Below are 18,898 nucleotides of genomic sequence, written 5' to 3'. Positions count from 1 at the left end.
GCGGCCCATGCAGACGCGAATCGACCGTCAGCTACGAACCCTCGCGCTGGCCAAAGAATGCGCCGTGCTCGGTGCGCGGGTGCGCACGATCAGCCATCTCACCGGAATGAGCCCGCGAGACCTGCTGCGGCTGCTGTTCCCGGATCGGCAAGCGGTACCGCGCGGACGCCCACCCGATTCACCTGAGTGGTACCACGGCGCGAACCTGCTGTACCGTGCGGAAGCATCCATCGTGGTGTCGATCTACCGCCGGCTGCGCGTGGCCAACTTCAGTGCGGCTGATGCGCTGGTCGGGGCCTACCGTCACTACCTGGGCGTGTGCCAGCCGCCCCATCGCATCAGCTTCGACCGGGCCTTCGATCTCGCGGCGCACACGGATGGCCTGTGGCTGACCGAGGCGCAGAGTTTTGGGATCGTCGTCTGCCCGGCGTGCCACAGCGAGTTCCTCGCAGCGTTCGGCTCGGTCGCAATGTCGAACGACGACTGCCCGTTCTGCAAGCTGGTCCAGCGCTATGGCACCGACCAGCGCGTGCAGGCTTCGTTTCCAGCGCGGCCGTTGGCCGATCCGACGTCGGTGCAGATGGGCATGCTGACGCTGCTGGGAGCCAACCAGGCTCACGGAAATCCGTGAACGCGGTTCGGATGCAAGCCACGCGATTTACCGGCGAGAGCGGACTCTCGCGAACTCGCCTCGCGGCCATGAGCAGCCGTTGGTCGGGGCCCGGCTGGCGGCAGCTTCGTGCCCGATGCGGGTATGCAGCGTGCCGGGCTCGAATTCGACAAATTCAGCGTCGGCGGCCGGTGAACTTGCTGGCGGCTCAATAAACCCGCAGCACCTCGAACTTCTGTCGGATCGGAGCGCCCGGTATCGACACTTCATCACCCTCGCATTTACCCAGCATGGCCCTGCCCAACGGGGCTTCGCTGCTGATGACCTGAACGAGCTGAGCGCCGCTGACCAACTTCATGCTGCCCCCATTCGGGCCGAGAAAGAGCTGTTGCTGCCTGTCGGCGGAATCGACCAGGCAGACCAGCGCGCCGAGTTGTATGCCTTCGCTGGCGTCGTAGGGGCGGGGACGGAATTGGCGCCAGCTGGCCATCGCCTGGCGGATGGCGTCGGCGCGACGAGCTTGGCCGGTGGCCAGGTAGGCAGCTTCGAGACCCAATGTGTCGTATTTGTTTTCGGCGACGTTTTCATCGTGAGTCGCTGTTTCATGGGCCGCCCGCGCTGCCTGTTCGGCTTGCATCAGGTCTTCGGCGAGCCGTTCCAGCACCTGCTGCTGAAGCAAGAATTTATCCATGATGGAACGCGAAGCGTCTCGAACAAGCGGGGTCAGATCTTGATTATGAAGGGCTCCACCAGCTGCGACGCTTCTGTTGGCTGCAAGTCAACTTCAGCTATGCGCACCCAGCGGTCACCCGATACGGTAGCGGCTATGACAGCAGCGGGTCGGTACCGACATCGAACGACCGCTACCGGCACGTCCCGGCTCGCGATGCCGGCCAACAGCTGAAAGTGAAAAGCTGGTGGCGAAATGCCTCGCCAGTCGATCCCGTTTCGACAAGCCCTTCCCAACGGCTGACCGAAGAATGCCTCACCCCGCTGCGCTGCATTCGCGATGGCCGTACACATGCCGTCAGGCAACCCCTATCCCTCCGCTGACCCCGGCTTCGCTGCCCTGCCGGTCGAGGAACTGCTCGCCTCCAACGACGACCTGATCGGCCGAATCCGGCTGTGCTTCGGCATCGACCGAGAAACCTTCGAGCGCGACGTGCTGGTGCTGCTGCAGCGCTATGCCGCCTGCGTGCACCTGCTGCCGGCCACGGCCGACAACTACTTCAGCGCCCCGGGCGGGCTGCTGCGGCTGGGACTCGAGGTCGCGTTCTTCAGCCTACAGGGCACGGATGCCCACATCTTCGCTGGGCGGTCGACGATCACAGCGCGGCGGCAACTGGAACCACGCTGGCGCCACGCCACCTTCATCGCCGGCCTGTGCTGCGAGTTGCACCACGTGCTCAGCCACGTCATCGTGGCAGACGCCGCTGGCGACGAGTGGCCGGCCTATCTGCAGCCGCTCGCCGGTTGGCTGGAGTCCCGCGGCGCGCAGCGCTACTTCGTGCGCTGGCGGCCGAACGCCGTCGAGACGCGCAGCCTGGGCGTTTTCGCCCTGCCCCATGTCGTGCCGCTGAGCGTCCTGCAGTATCTGAACGCGGACAACGCGGTCATCGTGCCGCACCTGCTGGCCAGCATCGGCAGCATGCCCATGTACCGCGACCACAACGTGCTCGACGGCTTGGTGCGGCGCTCGCTCGCGTTGGTGATCGACCGCAACCTGCAAGCCAATGCCGACCGCTACGGCGCACCTCAGTTCGGCTCGCACCTGGAACGGTATCTGGTCGATGCGCTGCGGCGGTTGGCCGCCAGCAACTCGGCCTGGGTGCCGAACCGCGAGAAGACCCGCGTGTGGTTCGGCCGCGAGGGCCTGTTTCTGGTCTGGCCCCAGTCAGCGGGCGATGTGCAGGCGCTTCTGGAGGCCGACCAGTTGCCTGGCATTCCCAAGGCGCCCGAGACCATGCTCGAAGTCCTGCTGGCTGCCGGCGTTTTCGAGGCGCAAGACGCCGGGCATGCCACCTGGACCATCCAGCCGCCGGACGCGAAGACTCTCCTGGAAGCCGTCAAGCTGTCGTCGCCGGCCATCCTGTTCGCAGGTGTCGATCCCACACCGCCGCCGCTTGATGCCAGGCTGGTGCGCAGACCGGGTGAACCGCCACCAACGGCGCCCAAAGTGCCGGCCCCTCCCACCGTGCCCTCGGGTGTGCAGCTCTCGTTGATCGAGCCGCCGCCGCCGGCCGACGACGTGACGCGTGCGCCCGCGCATGATCCGTCGGGGACGCCAGCACCTGTAGCGCCGCCAAGGGCTCTGGAGCCGCCATCGCCTCCGGCCCTCGCCCTGAAAGCGCCCTTGCGACTCAACCCTGCGGTCCGGGATGCAGTGGCTGCAGTGGTCGAGACACTCAACGTGGGCGCTTCGCCCGTTGCGGCCTGCACCGTGGCGAACGGCCTGTTCATCCCGCTTCACGAACTGGAGCGCCGTGGCATTCAGCCCGCTTTGGCCCTGCGCGCCCTCGCCGACCTGCGCATGCTGGTACACGCCGACCGAACACGGCCACCCACCATCTCCCGAGACTTCGGCGGCGACATGACGGTCGGTCTCGTTATCGATCCGCGCTTCATCGAGGGATTCGATCTGGCGGGCTTTGTTCTCTCCGAGCCCGTGAAGGATTGACATGCTGGCGCGCCGCTACGAGATGCCCTGGCGGCGCGCTTATGAAAGCTACGCCGCCGCCGCATGGTTCGCCGCGATGGCCTACTTCGCGTTCGTCGGTGCAACCTCCCAACTTCCACGCTCGCTGGCGCTGCCGCTGGCGCTCCTGTGCTTCAGCGTCGGCGTGCTGCGACTCACCCAGGCGTTGCGAACGCTGGTGCTGCGCGCGTCGCTGTCCGGTCGCGGTATCCAGGTCATCACCACCGGACAACTCGCACGCTGGTGTCGCAAGCCCGACGAGGTGTTTCTCGGCTTCGGATTCGAGTGGCGCCCGGTGCATTCGCAGCGCCTGTACGAACTGGCCAAGATCGACTACCGCGACTTCACCGTCTCCCCTCGCCTGCTGACATTGCTGGGCTATGACTCGAAGCCGCAGCCCGACGCTGAAATCGGCCTGCCCTATATCCACGGCCTCGAGCCCAAAGAAATTGCGCTGCATCGACCGCTGCAGAACTTCGAGGGCGGCACGCTGCTGGTCGGCACCACGCAGTCGGGCAAGGGCGTCGCGCTAGCGAATCTGATCACGCAGGCCGTCCGGCGCGGCGATGTGGTGATCGTCATCGACCCCAAGAACAGCCACCGCCTCAAGCGCGTGACGCAGCGCGCCTGCCAGGACTGGCGCGAGCCCGACACCTTCCTCGACTTCCACCCCGCCTTCCCCGAGACCGGCGTGCGGCTGGACTTCACCTTCAACTGGCAGAAGCCCACCGAGATCGCCTCGCGCATCCAGTCCATCATGCCGCCGGACACGGCCGGCGCTTTCTCCGCCTTCGGCTGGGACGCCGTCAACGTGGTCGTGCAGGGCCTCGTCGAATTGGAGGAGCGACCGAACCTGGTCAAGCTCACCAAGTACATCGAAGGCGGCATCGAGCCGGTGCTGGAAGGCACGCTGCGCCGCTACTACGAGCGCGCGCTTGGCGCCGGCTGGCGCGAGCTGCCGGAGATGAAGAAGCTGCTGCACGACGCGCACCGCGGCAACATGAAGCGTCCATCGGAAGCGGCGAGCGCCGACCTGATGGCCTTCGTCGCGTACTACGAGCACCACGTCGCTCAGTCGCAGCGCAACAAGGTGATCGACGCGCAGGTGCGCACCTTCCGCCACAACCGCGAGCACTACCAGAAGATCACCGCCAACCTGCTGCCCGTGCTGTCGATGCTGACCTCGGGTGACCTCGGCCGCAGCCTGTCGCCCGAGCCCTTCGACGCCGACGATCGGCGGCCGATCATGAACTTCGAGAAGATCGAGCGCGCCGGCCACGTGCTCTACATGTGCCTGGATTCGCTGCCCGATCCGTCCGTGGCCACCGCCATCGGTGCGCTGGCGCTGGCCGACCTGGCCGCGCGCGCCGGCATGCGCTACAACCTCGGCGGCTACCGGCGCATCTCGCTGTTCGTCGACGAGGTCTCGAACGTCATCAACCAGCCGCTGATCGAGATCCTGAACAAGGGCGCCGAGGGCGGCATCTTCACCACCTGCGCCATGCAGACGCTGGCCGACCTGGCCAAGCGGCTGGGCAGCGAAGACGCCGCGCGCATGGCGCTGGGTAACCTCAACAACCTGATCGCGCTGCGCTCGAAAGACCGGCCGACGCAGGACTTCGTGGTCGAGACCTTCGGCAAGACCGCCATTCACACCATGCGCGTCGGCCTGAGCAGCGGCGCCGATGCTCACCTGGGCGACTTCTCGTCGAGCTACTCGACCCAGCTCACCGAAAGCTTCGAGGAGATGGTGCCGGCCGATGTGCTGGGCAAGCTGCCGAACCTGCAGTACTTTGCCTCGGTGTCCGGCGGCCGGATCATCAAGGGGCGGTTCCCGATCCTCGATCCGGATGCGAAGGGCATGCCCGCACTGAAGGTCAGGGCCACACCGTGATCCGCGCCGTAGCGTTGTTGTCGCTGGTGAGCTTGCTGGTGTTGGTGCTCTACCTGCCGTCGGCCCACCCACCCGAACGCTTCTTCGCTCAACTGCGCACCGAACATCTGGCCACGGCGCAGTTCTGGGGAAACGAGCCCGCGCTGCGCATCCTCTCGCGTGCGTTGAGCGTGCAGGACTCGGCGCGCCAAGTCACCCCCGTCCCGTCGGCCGGCGATGCGCCGCGAACCGCGAGCATCGACGGCGCCGTGGCGCAGGAAATGGCATCGGTCAACGAGCGCCTTTTCAACAACGCCTATTTCCGGTCCATCGACGCGCTGTTACTGCTGGCGAGCTTCCGTTTGGCGACGCTGCTGGAATGGTTGCCCTGGCTGCTCGCCTTCGCGGCGGCCGTGATGATCGACGGCTATTTCGTTCGACTCATCAAGGCCAAGGAGTTCCTGCAGCACGACCCGGAGATGTTCGCGCTGTATGCCTGCGGTGCGATCGTGACCACCTGCGCCACCGTGCTCGGGTTTGTCGTTCCGATCACCTTGCACCCGCTGGTAATGCCTTGCGTGCCGCTGGTGATCAGCGCGCTGCTCAGCCGGGCGTTGGGAAGTTTTCACCGGCGGGGGTAGCGAAGCTGGCGCGGTGCGCCGGCTTGAACTTCTCTGCGATGGACGCGTTTCCTCCAAACTGACCTGCATGTTGGCGCTGGTCGATGTCGCGACTGGGTGATGGCACCGGCCCAGCTGCGCGCCGCTACAACTCGGCTTCGGCCATGAGCTCCGTCATCGTCACGTCCATGGCGCGCGCAATGCGAACCACGGACATGATTCCCGGATTCTGTCCTCCGCGCTCGATGCTGCTCATGTACGAGCGATCAACTGCACTGCGGTGCGCAAGTTCTTCCTGGGAGATCCCTTTCGCCGCCCGACACCGGCGAATGGCTGTGCCAAGCGCAACAAGCACCGGATCGTTCCCGTGCTTGGGCGACGTAATTGGCATCGGCTCATGGTGGCCATATGATGCCAATCGCACCACGGATGATCTTCCACATCGCACGAATCCAAGAGGCACGGAGAGCCCAACATGGACCGCAACCTCATCGCCCGTCTGCGAGAACAGGCGGAGCCGCTGGCCGCGCTATCGCTGTCGCATCTGACGCCGGCCACCCGCCAGAAGCTGCTCGACGATGAGCTCTCGGTCAACGCCTACCCCACCGCCTTTGGCGGTTTGGTGTTCGTGGGCGCACCGCGGTACAGCCTCCCCTCAGAGACCGACCTGGCGTTGATCTTTGAGGCCGCGGAACAAGCTGGAATCGTCTGGCTGAAATTCGACAGAGAAGCGGCCGTGATCGACGGACTGCAGGTATTCAAGCCAGCAGAGCCACCTCGATGAACGAGCTGTTGAAATAGCTGACCAATCGGTGGGGGCTTGCGTCGGCCCATCAAGAAGCGTGTACATTCTCATTCATGAAAGTGAGTGAACGAAATGTCCTTCTGATCCGCAACGCCCTAGGAGCCACGACGCTCGCCGGTGCGGCATCGGGCCGGGCCGCGGCCGCAAAGCTTCAAGCGGCTATGGCGAACCGTCTCGATCCGTTGGTGCTGGACTTCACGGGTATGGAGTTGATCACCGCGAGCGCCTTCCGCGAAGCCGTCCTGTCCGTGATGCGCTGGGCCGCCCATGACGGACGCCCCTGCTTGCTCGCCAACGTGGGTGAGGTCACGCGAGAAGAAGGCCTCATCGCCGCCGCCCAGGCTGAAAGCATCCTGCTGTTCTGCCGGCTGCATGCTTCGGCGATTGGCCAAGTCGAGGCCATTGGCCCCTTGGATGCGAAGCTGGAAACCACCCTGCGACTGGTTTTACAACTTGGTGAGGCCGACGCCAAGGCGATCGGCGATGCATCCGGCGAAGACACCGTAACGACGGCCTGGAACAACCGCCTCGTGGCGCTGACGCGCATGTGCTTGCTCACCGAACGCAAGGTGGGCAAGACGAAGTACTACTCCGCTGTGGTGAAGGGCATGTCGTATGGGAAATGAGTTTCTACGCAAGCAACGTGAAGGCCGCGCCAAGGGCTGGAACCGGCAACTCCGCGCTGGCGCCCAGGACATGTTGGTGGCGCTGGAGCCGGGCCAGGAGTTGGGCTGTCGCGCGTCGGTCCACGGTGAGATGCCGCCGGTCGGTCGCAAGTTGATGCTCCAGCTGATCGGCGGCGCCATCGTCGTACGCGACGAGAACGTGTGTATCGGCGAAGTGAATCAGCCAAAGCCTGAACTGCTGCAGGATCTGCAACAAGGCGCAGGTCTCGCGGTCGCCCAGGTGCGCTCCCAACTCGAGGCTGCCAGCTGCATCGACCTCGTAGTGGAGCGCTGACTTGCTGGCCGCCGACGCCATCCGATTCGCACCAACGTTCAAGGACGTCGGCCCTGGTCAGCCTCTATTGGGGTGCGGAAACTGCATCGACCGTCCAGTCTGCGGCGGCTTGCACCTGCGCAACACGGGTTCGCTGCTCGTGTCGTGCATGTCGTACTGCACATGCGATGACGTCAGCCGATGCGACATGGTCTGTCCGCGCAAGGCCAGCGACTACGTCGCCCGACATCGCGAAGTCGACGGCTGGGATCTGACCAACATCCCGTCGGCCCGCATGGTCGAGCTCCCACGGCTGCCGGACTGGATACCCTTGTTCCAGGGCAGCCTGGCCGGCGGCGGTATGACCGCACTTGACGACTGCGTGGCGTTGCCACTTACGTACGCGCTGAGGGGCCGCGGCCACGCGACGCGTGCGCGAACCCGCAAGGAGCTGGCGCAAAGCTATGGCGTGCGCCCTCGCCACGGCTGGGTTCTCTCGGGTGTTCAGGAGGACCCCGCGGTCGAGCGCATCTGGCCGCTGCCTGACATCAGCCGCATCGCTCGCCACCTGGTCCATGCCGGCGCGGTCTTCGCCACATCGCCGGACTTCAGCACGATTCTTGACAGCCCCCGGCACGACAATCTGCATGCGATGAAACGTATCGCCTGGGTCTGGTACCACATGACCCAGGGCGGTTTGTGCACCGCGCTGCATGTGAACGGGCGAACCGACCACGACTTCGTGCGATGGGCAGAGTTCATCCGCCTGCAACCGGCCGTGAAGGCCATTGCCTTCGAGTTCCTGACCGGTACGGCGACCAAACAAAGCGCGGAGTCGTCCTGCAAGCGGCTCACGGACCTTGCGTCCGCCGTTGGACGGGATCTGACGCTGGTTGTGCGCGGCAACGCAGAGGCGGCGAGATCGCTTCGCGCATCCTTCAAGCAAGTCGTATTCATCGACTCGACAGCCTACATGCGATCGATGAAGAGGCGCAGGGCCTTCGTGAGCGAGAGCGGCAAGGTCGCGTACCTTCCCATCCGGACCAGCACCACCCGCGAGGCGCGGGCGCTACTGCGCCACAACATTCACACGCTTCGCCTGGCGGCCGCTGCACCACTATCGCCGGCCGAGACAGACGCCCAGGGTCGGCTCGACTTCAACGCCTTACCAGCGCAAGCGCACGCTGACAACGAAACCCCGCAGCTGGCCCTGTTCCCGTAGCAGGAAGCGTGATTGTTCTGCCTGCTGCTCCAGCTCGATGCTGGCTGCGTCGCTGCGAACGCGAATGCAGCCATCCAACGACCGCACCGACTGGACCACGGTCTGGAATCCGGTACCGCGAGACGGATCACCGGTGCGGGAACGATGGTCGATCACAGCCCATTTGAGCGCCTCCTCCGCGCCGGCCGGCTTGTGGGCGAGCGGCGACTCCTGGTAGCCGCCCAGCACGCCTCGTCCACTGTCCGCCACCACCATCCAGGCTTCGCGGTCGAGCACCTCAAATGCCCCGAGCCCGTCGACGGCTTCACCCGCGTGCTCATCCACATTGGTCAGCAGTTCGTGCAGGGCACCCGACAGTCTGCGCGCCGCTGGCTTGGCTACACCAGCCGCCACCAACTGCGTATGAAACGTTTCGGCGAAGTCGTTTGCGGCGGCCTCATCGCATCCGCTCGCGGGCCGGTGGAGCACGCCGGTCCGGCCTTCGCTGCAATAGGCCTGGCGGGACTTCAACAGCCGACGGATCAGCCGCCCTCGGCGTGACGAATCGGACACCGTGACCGCCCGGTCCACTCCCCGCCTGAGCATCAGTAGCTCCAGAAGCGCGCCGAGGCTGCCGCCTGACGCGTCGACTCTTAGGATCTGATTCGGCCTCGCGGCCAACACCGCTGCGACATCGTCTGATGCTGAAAACCGTTGCTGAAAGCTATCGCGATCGGAAGTTCCGTGCATCCATCACCTGCGTCGAAAAGCGGATCCGCGATACGTTCCACAAAGTCCGCAGCGCCACGCAGCGTAAGCCGGTAGGCGACGAGGCCGGTTGATGGGGCTGCAGGTCATGGTTTGAGGTGTCGCAGTCTGATTGTCAGCGCTGCCAAAGCAACGCCACAGCGCCAACAGGAATGAGGACCCAATCGACGACGCGGTGAGCCAGCCACCACATGCTCGAGGCCGCAAAGAAGTGCTGTCCAAGACATCAGCCCTTGAAACCGTACGGATCGCCGGCCACTTGCGATGGCAGGCCCCCGGGCCCCCGGGCAGGTTGCGCGCGTTCAATGACGAAACCCCCCTCACAAACCCCGCATTCCGCCCGCCCCGGCTCCTCACCGCCACCTACCCTTCGGTCACTCGCTCAACATAGCCCCACCCGCAGCCACCGACCGAAGGGATGCGCCATGTTCACCGCCCTGCCCATCGCCCGCCAGGAACGCACCGCGCACGCCGCCGTCGAGGCCGAGCACCCGGACACCATCGAAACTCGGCTCTGGCTCGAAGAGCACGAGTGGCTCTACGGCCTGCTGCGCAGCGACGACAACGTCTCGCCGACCTTCCGCTTCCCGGACCTGATCAGCGCCTGCGTGTCGCTGGTCTTCCTGCATGAGGACGCGGCGCCGCGCATCTTCGACTTTCTCGGCACTCAGCTGGTGCTGCGCTCACCGCAAACTCCACGCCGCCGCGAATCGATGTGGCGCCAGCAGTACGACCTGCTGCTGGCCGTGCAGCGCTCGCCGGCCAATCGTCACCCCAACCCGAAGTTCCAGCTCGACCAGCTGACCACGGCTTGCGTGGCGCTGTGCCGCCAGTTCGAGGACGCAGACGGCCTCGTCCTGCGGCAGGCCCGGCTCAACATGGCCGACCGCGCTGCACGATGGCGTTTGCCACGCGCGGGCTGACACGACCGTTGCCAGCGACCCGCACCACGACCTGACCCGACTCCGCCGGCGCGCTTGCCGGCTCACCCGAACTCGACCCTGGCCGAACGCCGGCCCTGACCTCGTTGCCCACCTCGCGGTGGGTGTTGTCGATGTCTCGCATTTCGGGACGGGTTGAGCCATGCGCCTGCTGCTCCTTGCCGGATGGGTTCTCTCGCTGGTCATGCCGACGCATGCGCTGGCCTGCTGGGAGCAGGCCGCGCAACGCTACGGCATGGCAGCGGAGCTGCTCTACGCCATCGCACGGGTCGAGTCCAACCTGAACCCGCAGGCCGTCAATCGCACGCACCTGCAGCGCACCGGCACCTACGACATCGGGCTGATGCAGATCAACAGCTCGCATCTGGGCGCGCTGGCGCGCCATGGCATCACCGAGGCGCAGTTGTACGAACCCTGCACGAACATCCAGGTCGGCGCCTGGTTGCTGGCCGACACGTTCGCCCGGCACGGTGCGACATGGGATGCCGTCGGCGCGTACAACGCCGCCTGCTCGCAGCTCAAGGGCGCGGCGTGCAGCGAAGCACGATCGCGCTACGCGTGGCAGGTCTACCGCAAGCTGCCGACCCAGCCGTCCGCACTTGCTGGCGGAAGCGCCGCTCGGGCCCGCGACGCGGCGGCATTGCCGGCCACCAGACCGATCATGCTCACGGCACGGGTGTCGCCATGAAGCGCGGCGGCATTCGCCTGATGGGCGGCCTGAGCGTCGCGGCGCTGAGCACGGCGTTCGCCTCTTCGTGCAGCTCGCCGCCCCGAACTTCGACTGCGTCGGCTCCGCTGAGCACTTACGCTGTGCCCTCCCCCCTGCCGACCGGGCGGATCGCCCAGATGGAGTTTGGGCGCCGTGCAGCCTTCGCCCGATGCGTGTCGCCCGCGTGCCCCGCAGTCACGCCGAAGACGCTCGCGATGGAGCCTCCGGCAGGTCCTGCGACCTTGTCTTCCAGCAATCCCGGATCGTCGCTGGCTGCCGGGGAAGCGTTCGTCACAAGCGGGGCCGCTCCTTCCCCGCTGGCGGCGCCCGTCGAGACCCTGAGTTCCGCCGCCACCGCAGCGAAGTCGACACGGCAGGTGATCGTGCATTTCGAGTTCGGCGACGCGTCGTTGACCGCCACCGCGCGTGCGCAACTCGACGAGGTGGCGAGGTCATTGCCCTCGGCGAGCCGGATTGCCATCAGCGGGCGCACCGACAGCGTCGGGTCACCTCAAAGCAACCAGACGCTGGCCGTTGCCCGCGCGAACGCGGTGCGCGACCACCTGCGTACCCGGTACCCGCATCTGGCCCCGGCCGTGACGCTCGAGGCTAAAGGCGCGTGCTGCTTCGCCGCCTCGAACGATACGCAGCAAGGCCGCGCATTGAACCGGCGCGTCGAGATCGTCTTCGAGCGCGACGCAGAGGACCTGTGATGAATCCGCAGAGGCCCTCGCCCCTCGCCACCCGCTTCCACCGGATCCCACCCGGCCTGACCTGCTTTCTACCCGCCGAGCCGCAACGGCCTGCCGACACCACCGGCTCGACTTTCGGTATCCACCTTCAACAGCCCGCCCACCGCTCGATCACTTCTTGGAGAACTTCATGAGCACCGCACTTCTCGCTTCCCCATCCACGTTCCGCAACCCGTCCCGTCGGCCGATGGCTGTCATCTCCCTGCTGATGCTGCTCGCAGGGGGTCTGTGTGTCGCGTTCCCCGGCTACGCGCTCGACCTGGTGGCGTTCACCGGGATCACCGGCCCGATGACGTCGGCACTGACGCAGATCGCCGCGCTCGGGCCGGGCATCAAGGCGCTGGTCGGATTCGTCGGCTTCGTGGTTGCGCTGATCTCGCTGTCCGCGCTACGCAACTTCGGCCCAGTGCTGTTCTACGTCGGCCTGGCCATCTTCGCGGCGGTCGGTCTCGTGATCGCCGGCGCGATCATGGGCGCCGTCATCTGAGCGGCTGCAGGCGCCACTCCCGGAGTCCGCATGTACGCCGACACCTTCATCCCGCGTCGTCTCGACGACCAGTGGAAGATCGGCTTCTGGGACGTCGACGTCGCCGCGCCGATCCTGTTCGGCCTGTTCATGGGCTACATGTCCGGCTCGAAGGTCTCCTTCGTGCTGTGCATCGCGACAGGCCTGTTCACGTCGCGCTGGATCGCCCGCATCAAGGCCGACAAGCACCCGGCCTTCGCGATGCACTGGCTGTACTGGCACCTGCCCACCAGCCCGATTACGGCGATGCGCGCGACGCCGCCCTCCCACATCCGCCGCATGGTGGGCTGACGCCTCGGAGCAAGCCATGGACTTCGAACGTCTGAACGGCGACATCAAGGAGATGCGCCGGCGCAACCGGGCGCTGGGCCTGACCGTTGGAGCGCTGGCCGGCGGCCACATCCTCGCGCTCGTCGTGATCCTGAACCTGCTGGGCAGCGTGCGCACGGTGGTCGTGCCGCCGTCCATCAACAAGTCGTTCTGGGTCACACGCGACAAGGCGAGCAACGAGTACCTGGAACAGATGGGCAGTTTCATCGCGTGGCTGGTGCTCGACGTGACGCCGGCCTCGGTGGACTGGAAGAAGGACATCCTGCTCGGCTACGTCGAACCCGAGCAGCACGGCGAGCTGAGGACCCGGCAGGACCTGGAGGCTGCGCGCCTGAAGCGCATCAACGCGAGCACCTTCTTCATGCCGCAGCAACTGGTGCCGAGCGAAGACGCGCAGACGGTCATCGTGCGCGGGCGGCTGCGCACCCAGGTCAACGGCCTGGAGACAGCGAACGACCTCAAGGCCTACCTGGTCGAGTTCAGCTACAGCGGCGGCCGCATGCACCTCAAGACTTTCAAGGAGATGCCTCATGTGGCCCCATAGTCTCCGTGCCCGGCCGTCGCGTGCAAGCGGCCGGCGCCAGTGCCTGCACTTCACGGCGCTTGCCGGACTGGTCGTCGCCTGCCTGTACGGCACGTCGGCGCATGCCCTGCAGACGCTCGAAGCGCGTGACGGCGTCGCCGTCGAGGCGATTCTCTCGATCAAGGAGCCGACACGCATCCGCATCGAAGGGGCCCCGATCACCGACGTCTTCGGCAACATCCATTCGAGCAACTGCGGCAACGGTGCCGCGACGGCTGGCGCCGCCATCAGCACGCCGGTGGCCAACCCCGGCGGCGAGATCGTGCTGGAGTGCGACCGCGACAAGGGCGAGATCTACATCCGCCCGGTCGGTGAATCGACCAAGCCGGTCAACCTCTTCATCTCGTCGGCGCAGGCCACCTACACGCTGGTGCTGCGCCGTTCCGACACGCCGGCCGACACCATTGTGATCCGCGACAAGACGCCGCGCCAGATTCAGCTGGCTTCAGCAGGCGGGCAAGCCCCTCAAGGCCCTCAAGGCACGTTCGGCCCCTCGGCCAACCATGTCCGATCCATGAAGGCGATGCTGGTGGCGATGGCCTCGGACCGGGTGCCGACGGACATCCGCGTCGATGAGGTCAACCGGCCGATGCAACTGTGGGCCGAGGCCAGGTTTTCGCTGATGCGGCGCTACGAAGGACGCGGCCTCCTCGGCGAGAAGTACCTGCTGCAAAACGTCAGCCCGGCCGTGATGGTGCTGGCCGAACAGGAGTTCGACCGCCCCGACACCAAAGACGGCGGTCAGGTCGTCGGTGTCGCGATCGAGAACCACAACCTTCGGCCGGGGGAGAGCACGAACGTGTTCGTGATCCGGCGGGGGACTGAACGATGAACACGCCCGTTCGCACCCCCGCTGCGATGCTTCGCGACACCTTGCAGCGCCTGTCACCGAAGCAGCGTCAGTACGCGATGCTGGCGGCCATCCTGCTGGGCGGCGTCGGCATGCTGTGGTTGATCTTCGCCTCCGCAGACAACGGGCCGAAGGACAAGGGCGCCAAGGTATCGAGCGGCAACCCGAGCGCGGTGACCAACATTGGGGTGATGCCGCCCGGGCAGCAGGTGAACCCGGTGGATCAATGGGTCGGCACCGCCGGTAGCAAGCTCGCGCAGTACGAGAACGAGCGCGAAGAACAAGGCCGGCTCAACAAGGACCGCCAGGCCTTCGAGGCGCGCACGATGCAGCGCTTTTCCGACCTGGAACAGCGTCTGACTTCGGCCAGCCAGGCGGCGCACATGCAAGCCGTCGCGCCTGCGGCGCCGACTCCTGCGCTCGCCATGGCGCCAACCTTGCCGCCGGCGTCGAGCCTGCCCCTGCCGCCGCCGCCCTCGGCCGCTGCCCGGTCCTCTGCATCCGGCGTGATGCCGCCGGGTTTGCCCAATGTCCCGATGGCACTGGCCGCGCCAGCGGCTCCTGTGCTGACACGCATCACGCTGGTCGACCGCTCCGTTCCTGCAAGCGTTACGGCGAACGGGTCGCCCGGCGCCGCATCGACATCGGTCGAGACCAAGACGGTGTCGACCTATCTTCCGGTCAGCTTCACGCGCGGCACCCTGCTGGGCGGCCTGGATGCGCCCACCGGTGGCCAGTCGCAGTCCAACCCGCACCCGGTGCTGATCCGTCTGTCCGACAACTCGGTGCTGCCGAACCGGTTCCGGGGCGAGTACCGAGACTGCTTCGTGGTCGCGGCCGGCTATGGCGACATCAGCTCCGAGCGGGCCTACCTGCGCACCGAGAACCTGTCTTGCGTGCGTGCCGACGGCGCAGCGCTGGAGGTGAAGATCCAGGGCAGCGTGTATGGCGAAGACGGCAAGGTCGGCATGCGCGGCCGGCTCGTCACCAAGCAGGGCCAGATGCTCGCCAACGCGTTGCTAGCCGGCGTGGTCAGCGGCATTGGTTCGGGGCTCGCGACCTCTTCGACCAGCTACAGCACGTCTGCGCTCGGCACCATCGCCACGGCGTCGGGCGCCGATGCCTACAAGGCCGGTCTGGGCACCGGAGTCGGCAAGGCGCTCGACCGGCTCGCCCAGTACTACATCAAGCTGGCCGAGAACACCTTTCCGGTGATCGAGGTCGATGCCGGCCGCGAGATCGATGTCGTCATCACGAAAGGCGTGCGCATCGACGTGCCGATGGCAGCCGCTGCCGATCGCAACACCCGCGCCGATGCGGCGCCCGCTGAGCGCTACCTGGAGGTTTCCGATGATGGCAACTACTGATCGCCTGCGCAGCCGTCGGCACGCGTGGGACGCGTTGGCCGCCGGGCTGTGCGCCCTGATCTGCACGGCCGCAACACCGACTCAGGCCGCAACGCCGGACGAGGCGCGCCTGATGGCGACCCTCAAGAAAGCCCATCCCGGCACGCAGTTCACTCAGGTATCGCGCTCGCCGGTGGAAGGCGTCTTCGAGGTCTGGATGAACGGCAACGTCGCGTACGTGTCGGCCAGGAATCCGCGCTTCTTCATCTTCGGCCGCGTTTTCGACACGCAGACGATGAAGGACCTGACCGGGCCAAAGCTCGCGGTTGCCGCACAAGCTTCAGGCGGTATGCAGGCAGCCGTCGCGCCGGCGGCGGTGTCCTTCGATCAGTTGCCCCTGGCCGATGCGATCAAGACCGTGCGAGGCAACGGCCTGCGCAAGGTCGCGGTCTTCAGCGATCCCGCATGTTCCTTCTGCAGGCGGCTCGAACCCGAGCTGGCCGGCCTCGACAACATCACCGTCTACACCTTCCTCGTGCCTTTCCAGGGCCAGGACAAACCCATCGCAGTCTGGTGTGCGGCGGACCGCGAACAGGCCTGGCAGCGCCTCATGTTGCAGGGCGACGCCTCGCTGCTCAACGCATCGGCCGCCTGCGACCACCCGGTGGATCGCAACCTGGCACTGGCCCATCGCCTGGGCGTGCAGGGCACGCCGACACTGATCTGGGCCAATGGCTCGCGCACCGAGGGGTACGTCGAACGTACGGTTCTCGAGGCGCGGTTGAGCCAGTCGACGCAGGAGGTGCGGCCATGACCACGCACCGCCCTCGCCTGCGCGCTCTGGAATCAATCTGCATCGCAGCGGCGCTGGCTGGGTGCACCAGCATCTCCGGGCTCACCGGCAGTTCAAGCTATGCCTGCAAGGCACCCGACGGCGTCACCTGCGACTCGGTCTCCGGTACCTATGCCAACGCAGTCCAAAACAACCTACCGAGCCAGCGGTCGCGCACCGTCGCACCCCCCGTGGCGGCTGCGGCCGCTGGCAGTGCAAGCGCGCGTTCGGCGGGGCCGACGCAGATGGCAATGTCCACGGTGTCACCCACACCGCTGCGGTCGTCGGCGCGCATCCTGCGTTTGTGGTTCAAGCCCTGGGAAGACGCCGACCGCGACCTCTACGACCAGGGCTACGTTTATGTGCAGATCGACAACGGCCAGTGGCTGGTCGATCACGCACAGCGGCAGATTCGGGACGCCTATGCACCGCTGCGACCACCGCCCAAAGGCGCGGCGTCGGCCGGTGACGGGAAGGAGCGCAGTGCGCTGCCGCCCAACCTGATGAGCGGCCCGAGGCCGCCATCCGCCGACGACCCCTTCCCCGGCCTCGTGCCGCCCGCCGCGCGCGTCGAGAGCAGCGATTGAGGGCCGCGGTCATGCCGTTCAACACCACTCAACATCGCCCGACGGCCGGCCCGTCGCCGTTCAGCTTCGGCCAGACGATGGACAACCCGGCCGAACAGTTCGCCGCCTGGCTCCCGTATTCCGCGTACCTCGCCACCGAGAAGCTCTTCGTGAACCGCGACAGCCTCGGCTTCATGCTGGAGGTGATGCCGCAGTCCGGCGCCGACGAGCGCATGGCCGAGGTGCTGATCTCGCTGTACTCGACCTGCCCGCCCGGTACCGGCATCCAGTTCCACTTGTTCGCGTCCCCGCATTTGCGCGACCAACTCCGTCGCTACGCCAACCTGCGCGTCGAAGACACCGACCAAGCCGAAAAGGCCAAGCACTGGGGCCGCCCTGCCCGCAACGACAACCTGTTTCACCGCCTCGCGCGTCAACGTGTGGGCCACCTGCTCCAAGGCGCCCAGTCGTCCTTGACGTCCGGCTTTCACTACACGATCCGAGACTTCCGTTTGATGATGAGCGTGGCCGCTCCCGGCGACGCCGAGGACCTGACTCGGCGTGAAGAGTTGCTGGCCTTGCGCGAGTCGATGTCGTCCACCCTGCGCTCGGCCTCGTTGCCCAACCGGGTGTGCGACGCGGCAGACCTGATCAACTGGTGCGCGCTCTTCACCAACCCCGACCGCATGTCGCAGACCGACGCGCCGAACCTGCACTACGACGACGGCCGCGAGATCCGCGACCAGATCGTCGATTTCGACACCATCCAGGACCCGCACCCGGGCGGCCTGACCCTGTGGAAGGAAGGCAGCGACGACGTGCTCGAAGCACGCTTCTATTCCATCAAGTCCTTCCCCGAGCGATTCGCGCTCTGGCAGATGGGTTCGCTGATCGGCGACCTGATGCAGCCGGCGCTGCAGTACAGCGCGCCGTTCCTGCTGACGATGGGCGTGCATGTGCTCGACCCGAATGTCATGAAGTCGGTGGTCACCGCCAACCACGTGCGCGCCACTCAGAACGCCAAGAGCAAGATGGCCGACGTGATGCCGGACGTCGGCAAGAAGCTGCAGGACTGGACGGCCGCGGCGAACGCGATCGACATCGGCAGCAACCTGGTGAGCCTGTACCACCAACTCGCGATCTTCTCGACCCCGCACAAGGCGATCGCCGCTCAGGAGACCGCCAACGCCATCTGGCGTGGCCGCGGCTTCCAGCTCAACGCCGACGTCTACATGCACCGGCAGGCATTGCTTGCCAGCCTGCCGATGACGCTGTCCGAGAAGTTCCACAAGGACCTGGCCAAGATGCGCCGCGTCTCGCGCAAGACGATGGCCAATGCGATCCACCTGGCACCGCTGATCGCCGAGTGGCGCGGCACTCGCACGCCAGCGCTGGTGTTCGGCGGCCGACGCGGCCAGCTGATGACGCTGGACATCTTCGACAACGACCTGGGCAACTACAACTTCGCGATCATCGGCGCGCCCGGGTCCGGCAAGTCGGTGCTGATGAACGAGATGGCCTGGTCCTACCGCGCCATCGACGCCAAGGTCTGGATGCTGGACCTCGGCCGTTCCTTCGAGAAGCTGTGCCGCAAGGCCAAGGGCACCTACATCGAGTTCAAGCCCGATGTGGACATCTGCCTGAACCCCTTCTCCAACATCGTTGACATCAACGAAGACATCGACATGCTCGTGCCGGCCATCTCGAAGATGGCCTCGATGTCCAGGCCGCTCGACGAGGTTCAGTACAAGGCCATCTCGGCGATGGTGCTCAAGCTGTTCAAGGCGCACGGCAACGACTTGACGATCACCGCGCTGCGCGATGCCTTCAAGGCCGGGACGATCGAGGAACTCGGTGCCGTCAACGACTCGCGCATCAAGGACCTGGCGATCATGCTGAACCCCTATGCGCGGGGCGGCCAGTACGAGCGCTTCTTCGAGGGCCGCAACAAC

General features: G+C 66.1%; 23 protein-coding genes. 20 read left to right on the top strand and 3 right to left on the bottom strand.

Going from position 1 to position 18,898, the window contains the following annotated elements:
- Window positions 1-7: 7 nt before the first annotated feature.
- Window positions 8-631: a FlhC family transcriptional regulator gene (locus AC30PD_RS07350; RefSeq protein ID WP_489534995.1), complete on the top strand. Its 624-nt coding sequence runs from the start codon at window positions 8-10 to the stop codon at window positions 629-631.
- Between the two features lie 187 nt (window positions 632-818).
- Here AC30PD_RS07350 and AC30PD_RS07345 read toward each other — a convergent pair whose 3' ends face one another.
- Window positions 819-1,301, bottom strand: a complete 483-nt coding sequence (locus AC30PD_RS07345) for a GreA/GreB family elongation factor (RefSeq protein WP_489534994.1) — start codon at window positions 1,299-1,301, stop codon at window positions 819-821.
- 330 nt (window positions 1,302-1,631) lie between these two features.
- On the opposite strand from AC30PD_RS07345, the gene mobH reads away from it, so the two are divergent.
- From mobH to AC30PD_RS07330, 3 genes are read left to right on the top strand one after another with little or no spacing between them, the layout of a single operon-like run.
- Entirely contained in the window at window positions 1,632-3,287 is a 1,656-nt protein-coding gene (gene mobH, locus AC30PD_RS07340) for a MobH family relaxase (protein ID WP_489534993.1), read from the top strand.
- 1 nt (window position 3,288) lies between these two features.
- Complete coding sequence (traD, locus tag AC30PD_RS07335; protein ID WP_489534992.1) at window positions 3,289-5,199, top strand: conjugative transfer system coupling protein TraD; 1,911 nt, start codon at window positions 3,289-3,291, stop codon at window positions 5,197-5,199.
- A gap of 26 nt (window positions 5,200-5,225) precedes the next feature.
- Window positions 5,226-5,819, top strand: coding sequence for an IncC plasmid conjugative DNA transfer DtrJ family protein (locus AC30PD_RS07330; RefSeq protein WP_489534991.1), 594 nt, complete (start codon window positions 5,226-5,228; stop codon window positions 5,817-5,819).
- A gap of 124 nt (window positions 5,820-5,943) precedes the next feature.
- Here AC30PD_RS07330 and AC30PD_RS07325 read toward each other — a convergent pair whose 3' ends face one another.
- A complete protein-coding gene (locus AC30PD_RS07325; protein WP_489534990.1) occupies window positions 5,944-6,189 on the bottom strand; it encodes a helix-turn-helix domain-containing protein in 246 nt (81 codons plus the stop codon).
- An 84-nt stretch (window positions 6,190-6,273) separates the two neighbouring features.
- On the opposite strand from AC30PD_RS07325, the gene AC30PD_RS07320 reads away from it, so the two are divergent.
- From AC30PD_RS07320 to AC30PD_RS07305, 4 genes are all read left to right on the top strand, one after another.
- A complete protein-coding gene (locus tag AC30PD_RS07320; protein ID WP_489534989.1) occupies window positions 6,274-6,582 on the top strand; it encodes a DUF5983 family protein in 309 nt (102 codons plus the stop codon).
- Between the two features lie 74 nt (window positions 6,583-6,656).
- Window positions 6,657-7,229 (top strand): hypothetical protein, encoded by a 573-nt coding sequence (locus AC30PD_RS07315; protein ID WP_489534988.1) that lies wholly within the window; start codon window positions 6,657-6,659, stop codon window positions 7,227-7,229.
- Window positions 7,219-7,563 (top strand): hypothetical protein, encoded by a 345-nt coding sequence (locus AC30PD_RS07310; protein ID WP_489534987.1) that lies wholly within the window; start codon window positions 7,219-7,221, stop codon window positions 7,561-7,563. Before AC30PD_RS07315 ends, AC30PD_RS07310 begins: the two co-directional genes overlap by 11 nt.
- Window position 7,564: 1 nt before the next feature.
- Window positions 7,565-8,764, top strand: coding sequence for a hypothetical protein (locus AC30PD_RS07305; RefSeq protein WP_489534986.1), 1,200 nt, complete (start codon window positions 7,565-7,567; stop codon window positions 8,762-8,764).
- On the opposite strand, the gene AC30PD_RS07300 is transcribed toward AC30PD_RS07305, so the two are convergent.
- Window positions 8,708-9,334: a hypothetical protein gene (locus tag AC30PD_RS07300; protein WP_489534985.1), complete on the bottom strand. Its 627-nt coding sequence runs from the start codon at window positions 9,332-9,334 to the stop codon at window positions 8,708-8,710. The two genes, AC30PD_RS07305 and AC30PD_RS07300, sit on opposite strands and share 57 nt — an antisense overlap.
- Before the next feature lie 110 nt (window positions 9,335-9,444).
- On the opposite strand from AC30PD_RS07300, the gene AC30PD_RS07295 reads away from it, so the two are divergent.
- The 12 genes from AC30PD_RS07295 to traC all read left to right on the top strand — a co-directional run.
- Window positions 9,445-9,585, top strand: a complete 141-nt coding sequence (locus tag AC30PD_RS07295) for a hypothetical protein (protein WP_489534984.1) — start codon at window positions 9,445-9,447, stop codon at window positions 9,583-9,585.
- A 351-nt stretch (window positions 9,586-9,936) separates the two neighbouring features.
- Window positions 9,937-10,434 carry a hypothetical protein gene (locus AC30PD_RS07290; RefSeq protein WP_489534983.1) on the top strand — a complete coding sequence of 166 codons (498 nt, stop codon included), beginning with the start codon at window positions 9,937-9,939 and terminating at the stop codon, window positions 10,432-10,434.
- Between the two features lie 160 nt (window positions 10,435-10,594).
- Window positions 10,595-11,140 carry a lytic transglycosylase domain-containing protein gene (locus AC30PD_RS07285; protein ID WP_489534982.1) on the top strand — a complete coding sequence of 182 codons (546 nt, stop codon included), beginning with the start codon at window positions 10,595-10,597 and terminating at the stop codon, window positions 11,138-11,140.
- The gene (locus AC30PD_RS07280; RefSeq protein ID WP_489534981.1) at window positions 11,137-11,874 is read left to right on the top strand and encodes an OmpA family protein; all 738 of its coding nucleotides are present in this window, start codon (window positions 11,137-11,139) and stop codon (window positions 11,872-11,874) included. Before AC30PD_RS07285 ends, AC30PD_RS07280 begins: the two co-directional genes overlap by 4 nt.
- Window positions 11,875-12,043: 169 nt before the next feature.
- Window positions 12,044-12,400 (top strand): hypothetical protein, encoded by a 357-nt coding sequence (locus AC30PD_RS07275; protein ID WP_489534980.1) that lies wholly within the window; start codon window positions 12,044-12,046, stop codon window positions 12,398-12,400.
- 30 nt (window positions 12,401-12,430) lie between these two features.
- A complete protein-coding gene (gene traL, locus AC30PD_RS07270) occupies window positions 12,431-12,730 on the top strand; it encodes a type IV conjugative transfer system protein TraL (protein ID WP_489534979.1) in 300 nt (99 codons plus the stop codon).
- A gap of 16 nt (window positions 12,731-12,746) precedes the next feature.
- Window positions 12,747-13,313, top strand: a complete 567-nt coding sequence (traE, locus tag AC30PD_RS07265; RefSeq protein WP_489534978.1) for a type IV conjugative transfer system protein TraE — start codon at window positions 12,747-12,749, stop codon at window positions 13,311-13,313.
- Complete coding sequence (locus AC30PD_RS07260; RefSeq protein ID WP_489534977.1) at window positions 13,300-14,184, top strand: type-F conjugative transfer system secretin TraK; 885 nt, start codon at window positions 13,300-13,302, stop codon at window positions 14,182-14,184. Before traE ends, AC30PD_RS07260 begins: the two co-directional genes overlap by 14 nt.
- The gene (locus AC30PD_RS07255) at window positions 14,181-15,569 is read left to right on the top strand and encodes a TraB/TrbI/VirB10 family type IV secretion system protein (RefSeq protein WP_489534976.1); all 1,389 of its coding nucleotides are present in this window, start codon (window positions 14,181-14,183) and stop codon (window positions 15,567-15,569) included. Before AC30PD_RS07260 ends, AC30PD_RS07255 begins: the two co-directional genes overlap by 4 nt.
- Entirely contained in the window at window positions 15,553-16,362 is an 810-nt protein-coding gene (locus AC30PD_RS07250; RefSeq protein ID WP_489534975.1) for a DsbC family protein, read from the top strand. The genes AC30PD_RS07255 and AC30PD_RS07250 overlap by 17 nt, the downstream gene beginning before the upstream one ends.
- Window positions 16,359-16,967 (top strand): type IV conjugative transfer system lipoprotein TraV, encoded by a 609-nt coding sequence (traV, locus tag AC30PD_RS07245; protein WP_489534974.1) that lies wholly within the window; start codon window positions 16,359-16,361, stop codon window positions 16,965-16,967. Before AC30PD_RS07250 ends, traV begins: the two co-directional genes overlap by 4 nt.
- Window positions 16,968-16,978: 11 nt before the next feature.
- On the top strand, window positions 16,979-18,898 hold a 1,920-nt coding region (gene traC, locus AC30PD_RS07240; protein WP_489534973.1), incomplete at its 3' end, for a type IV secretion system protein TraC.

It is taken from the genome of Rhizobacter sp., assembly GCF_032229685.1.
Lineage (GTDB): Bacteria > Pseudomonadota > Gammaproteobacteria > Burkholderiales > Burkholderiaceae_C > LMDS01.
This window is presented reverse-complemented; position numbering and strand designations above follow the sequence as displayed.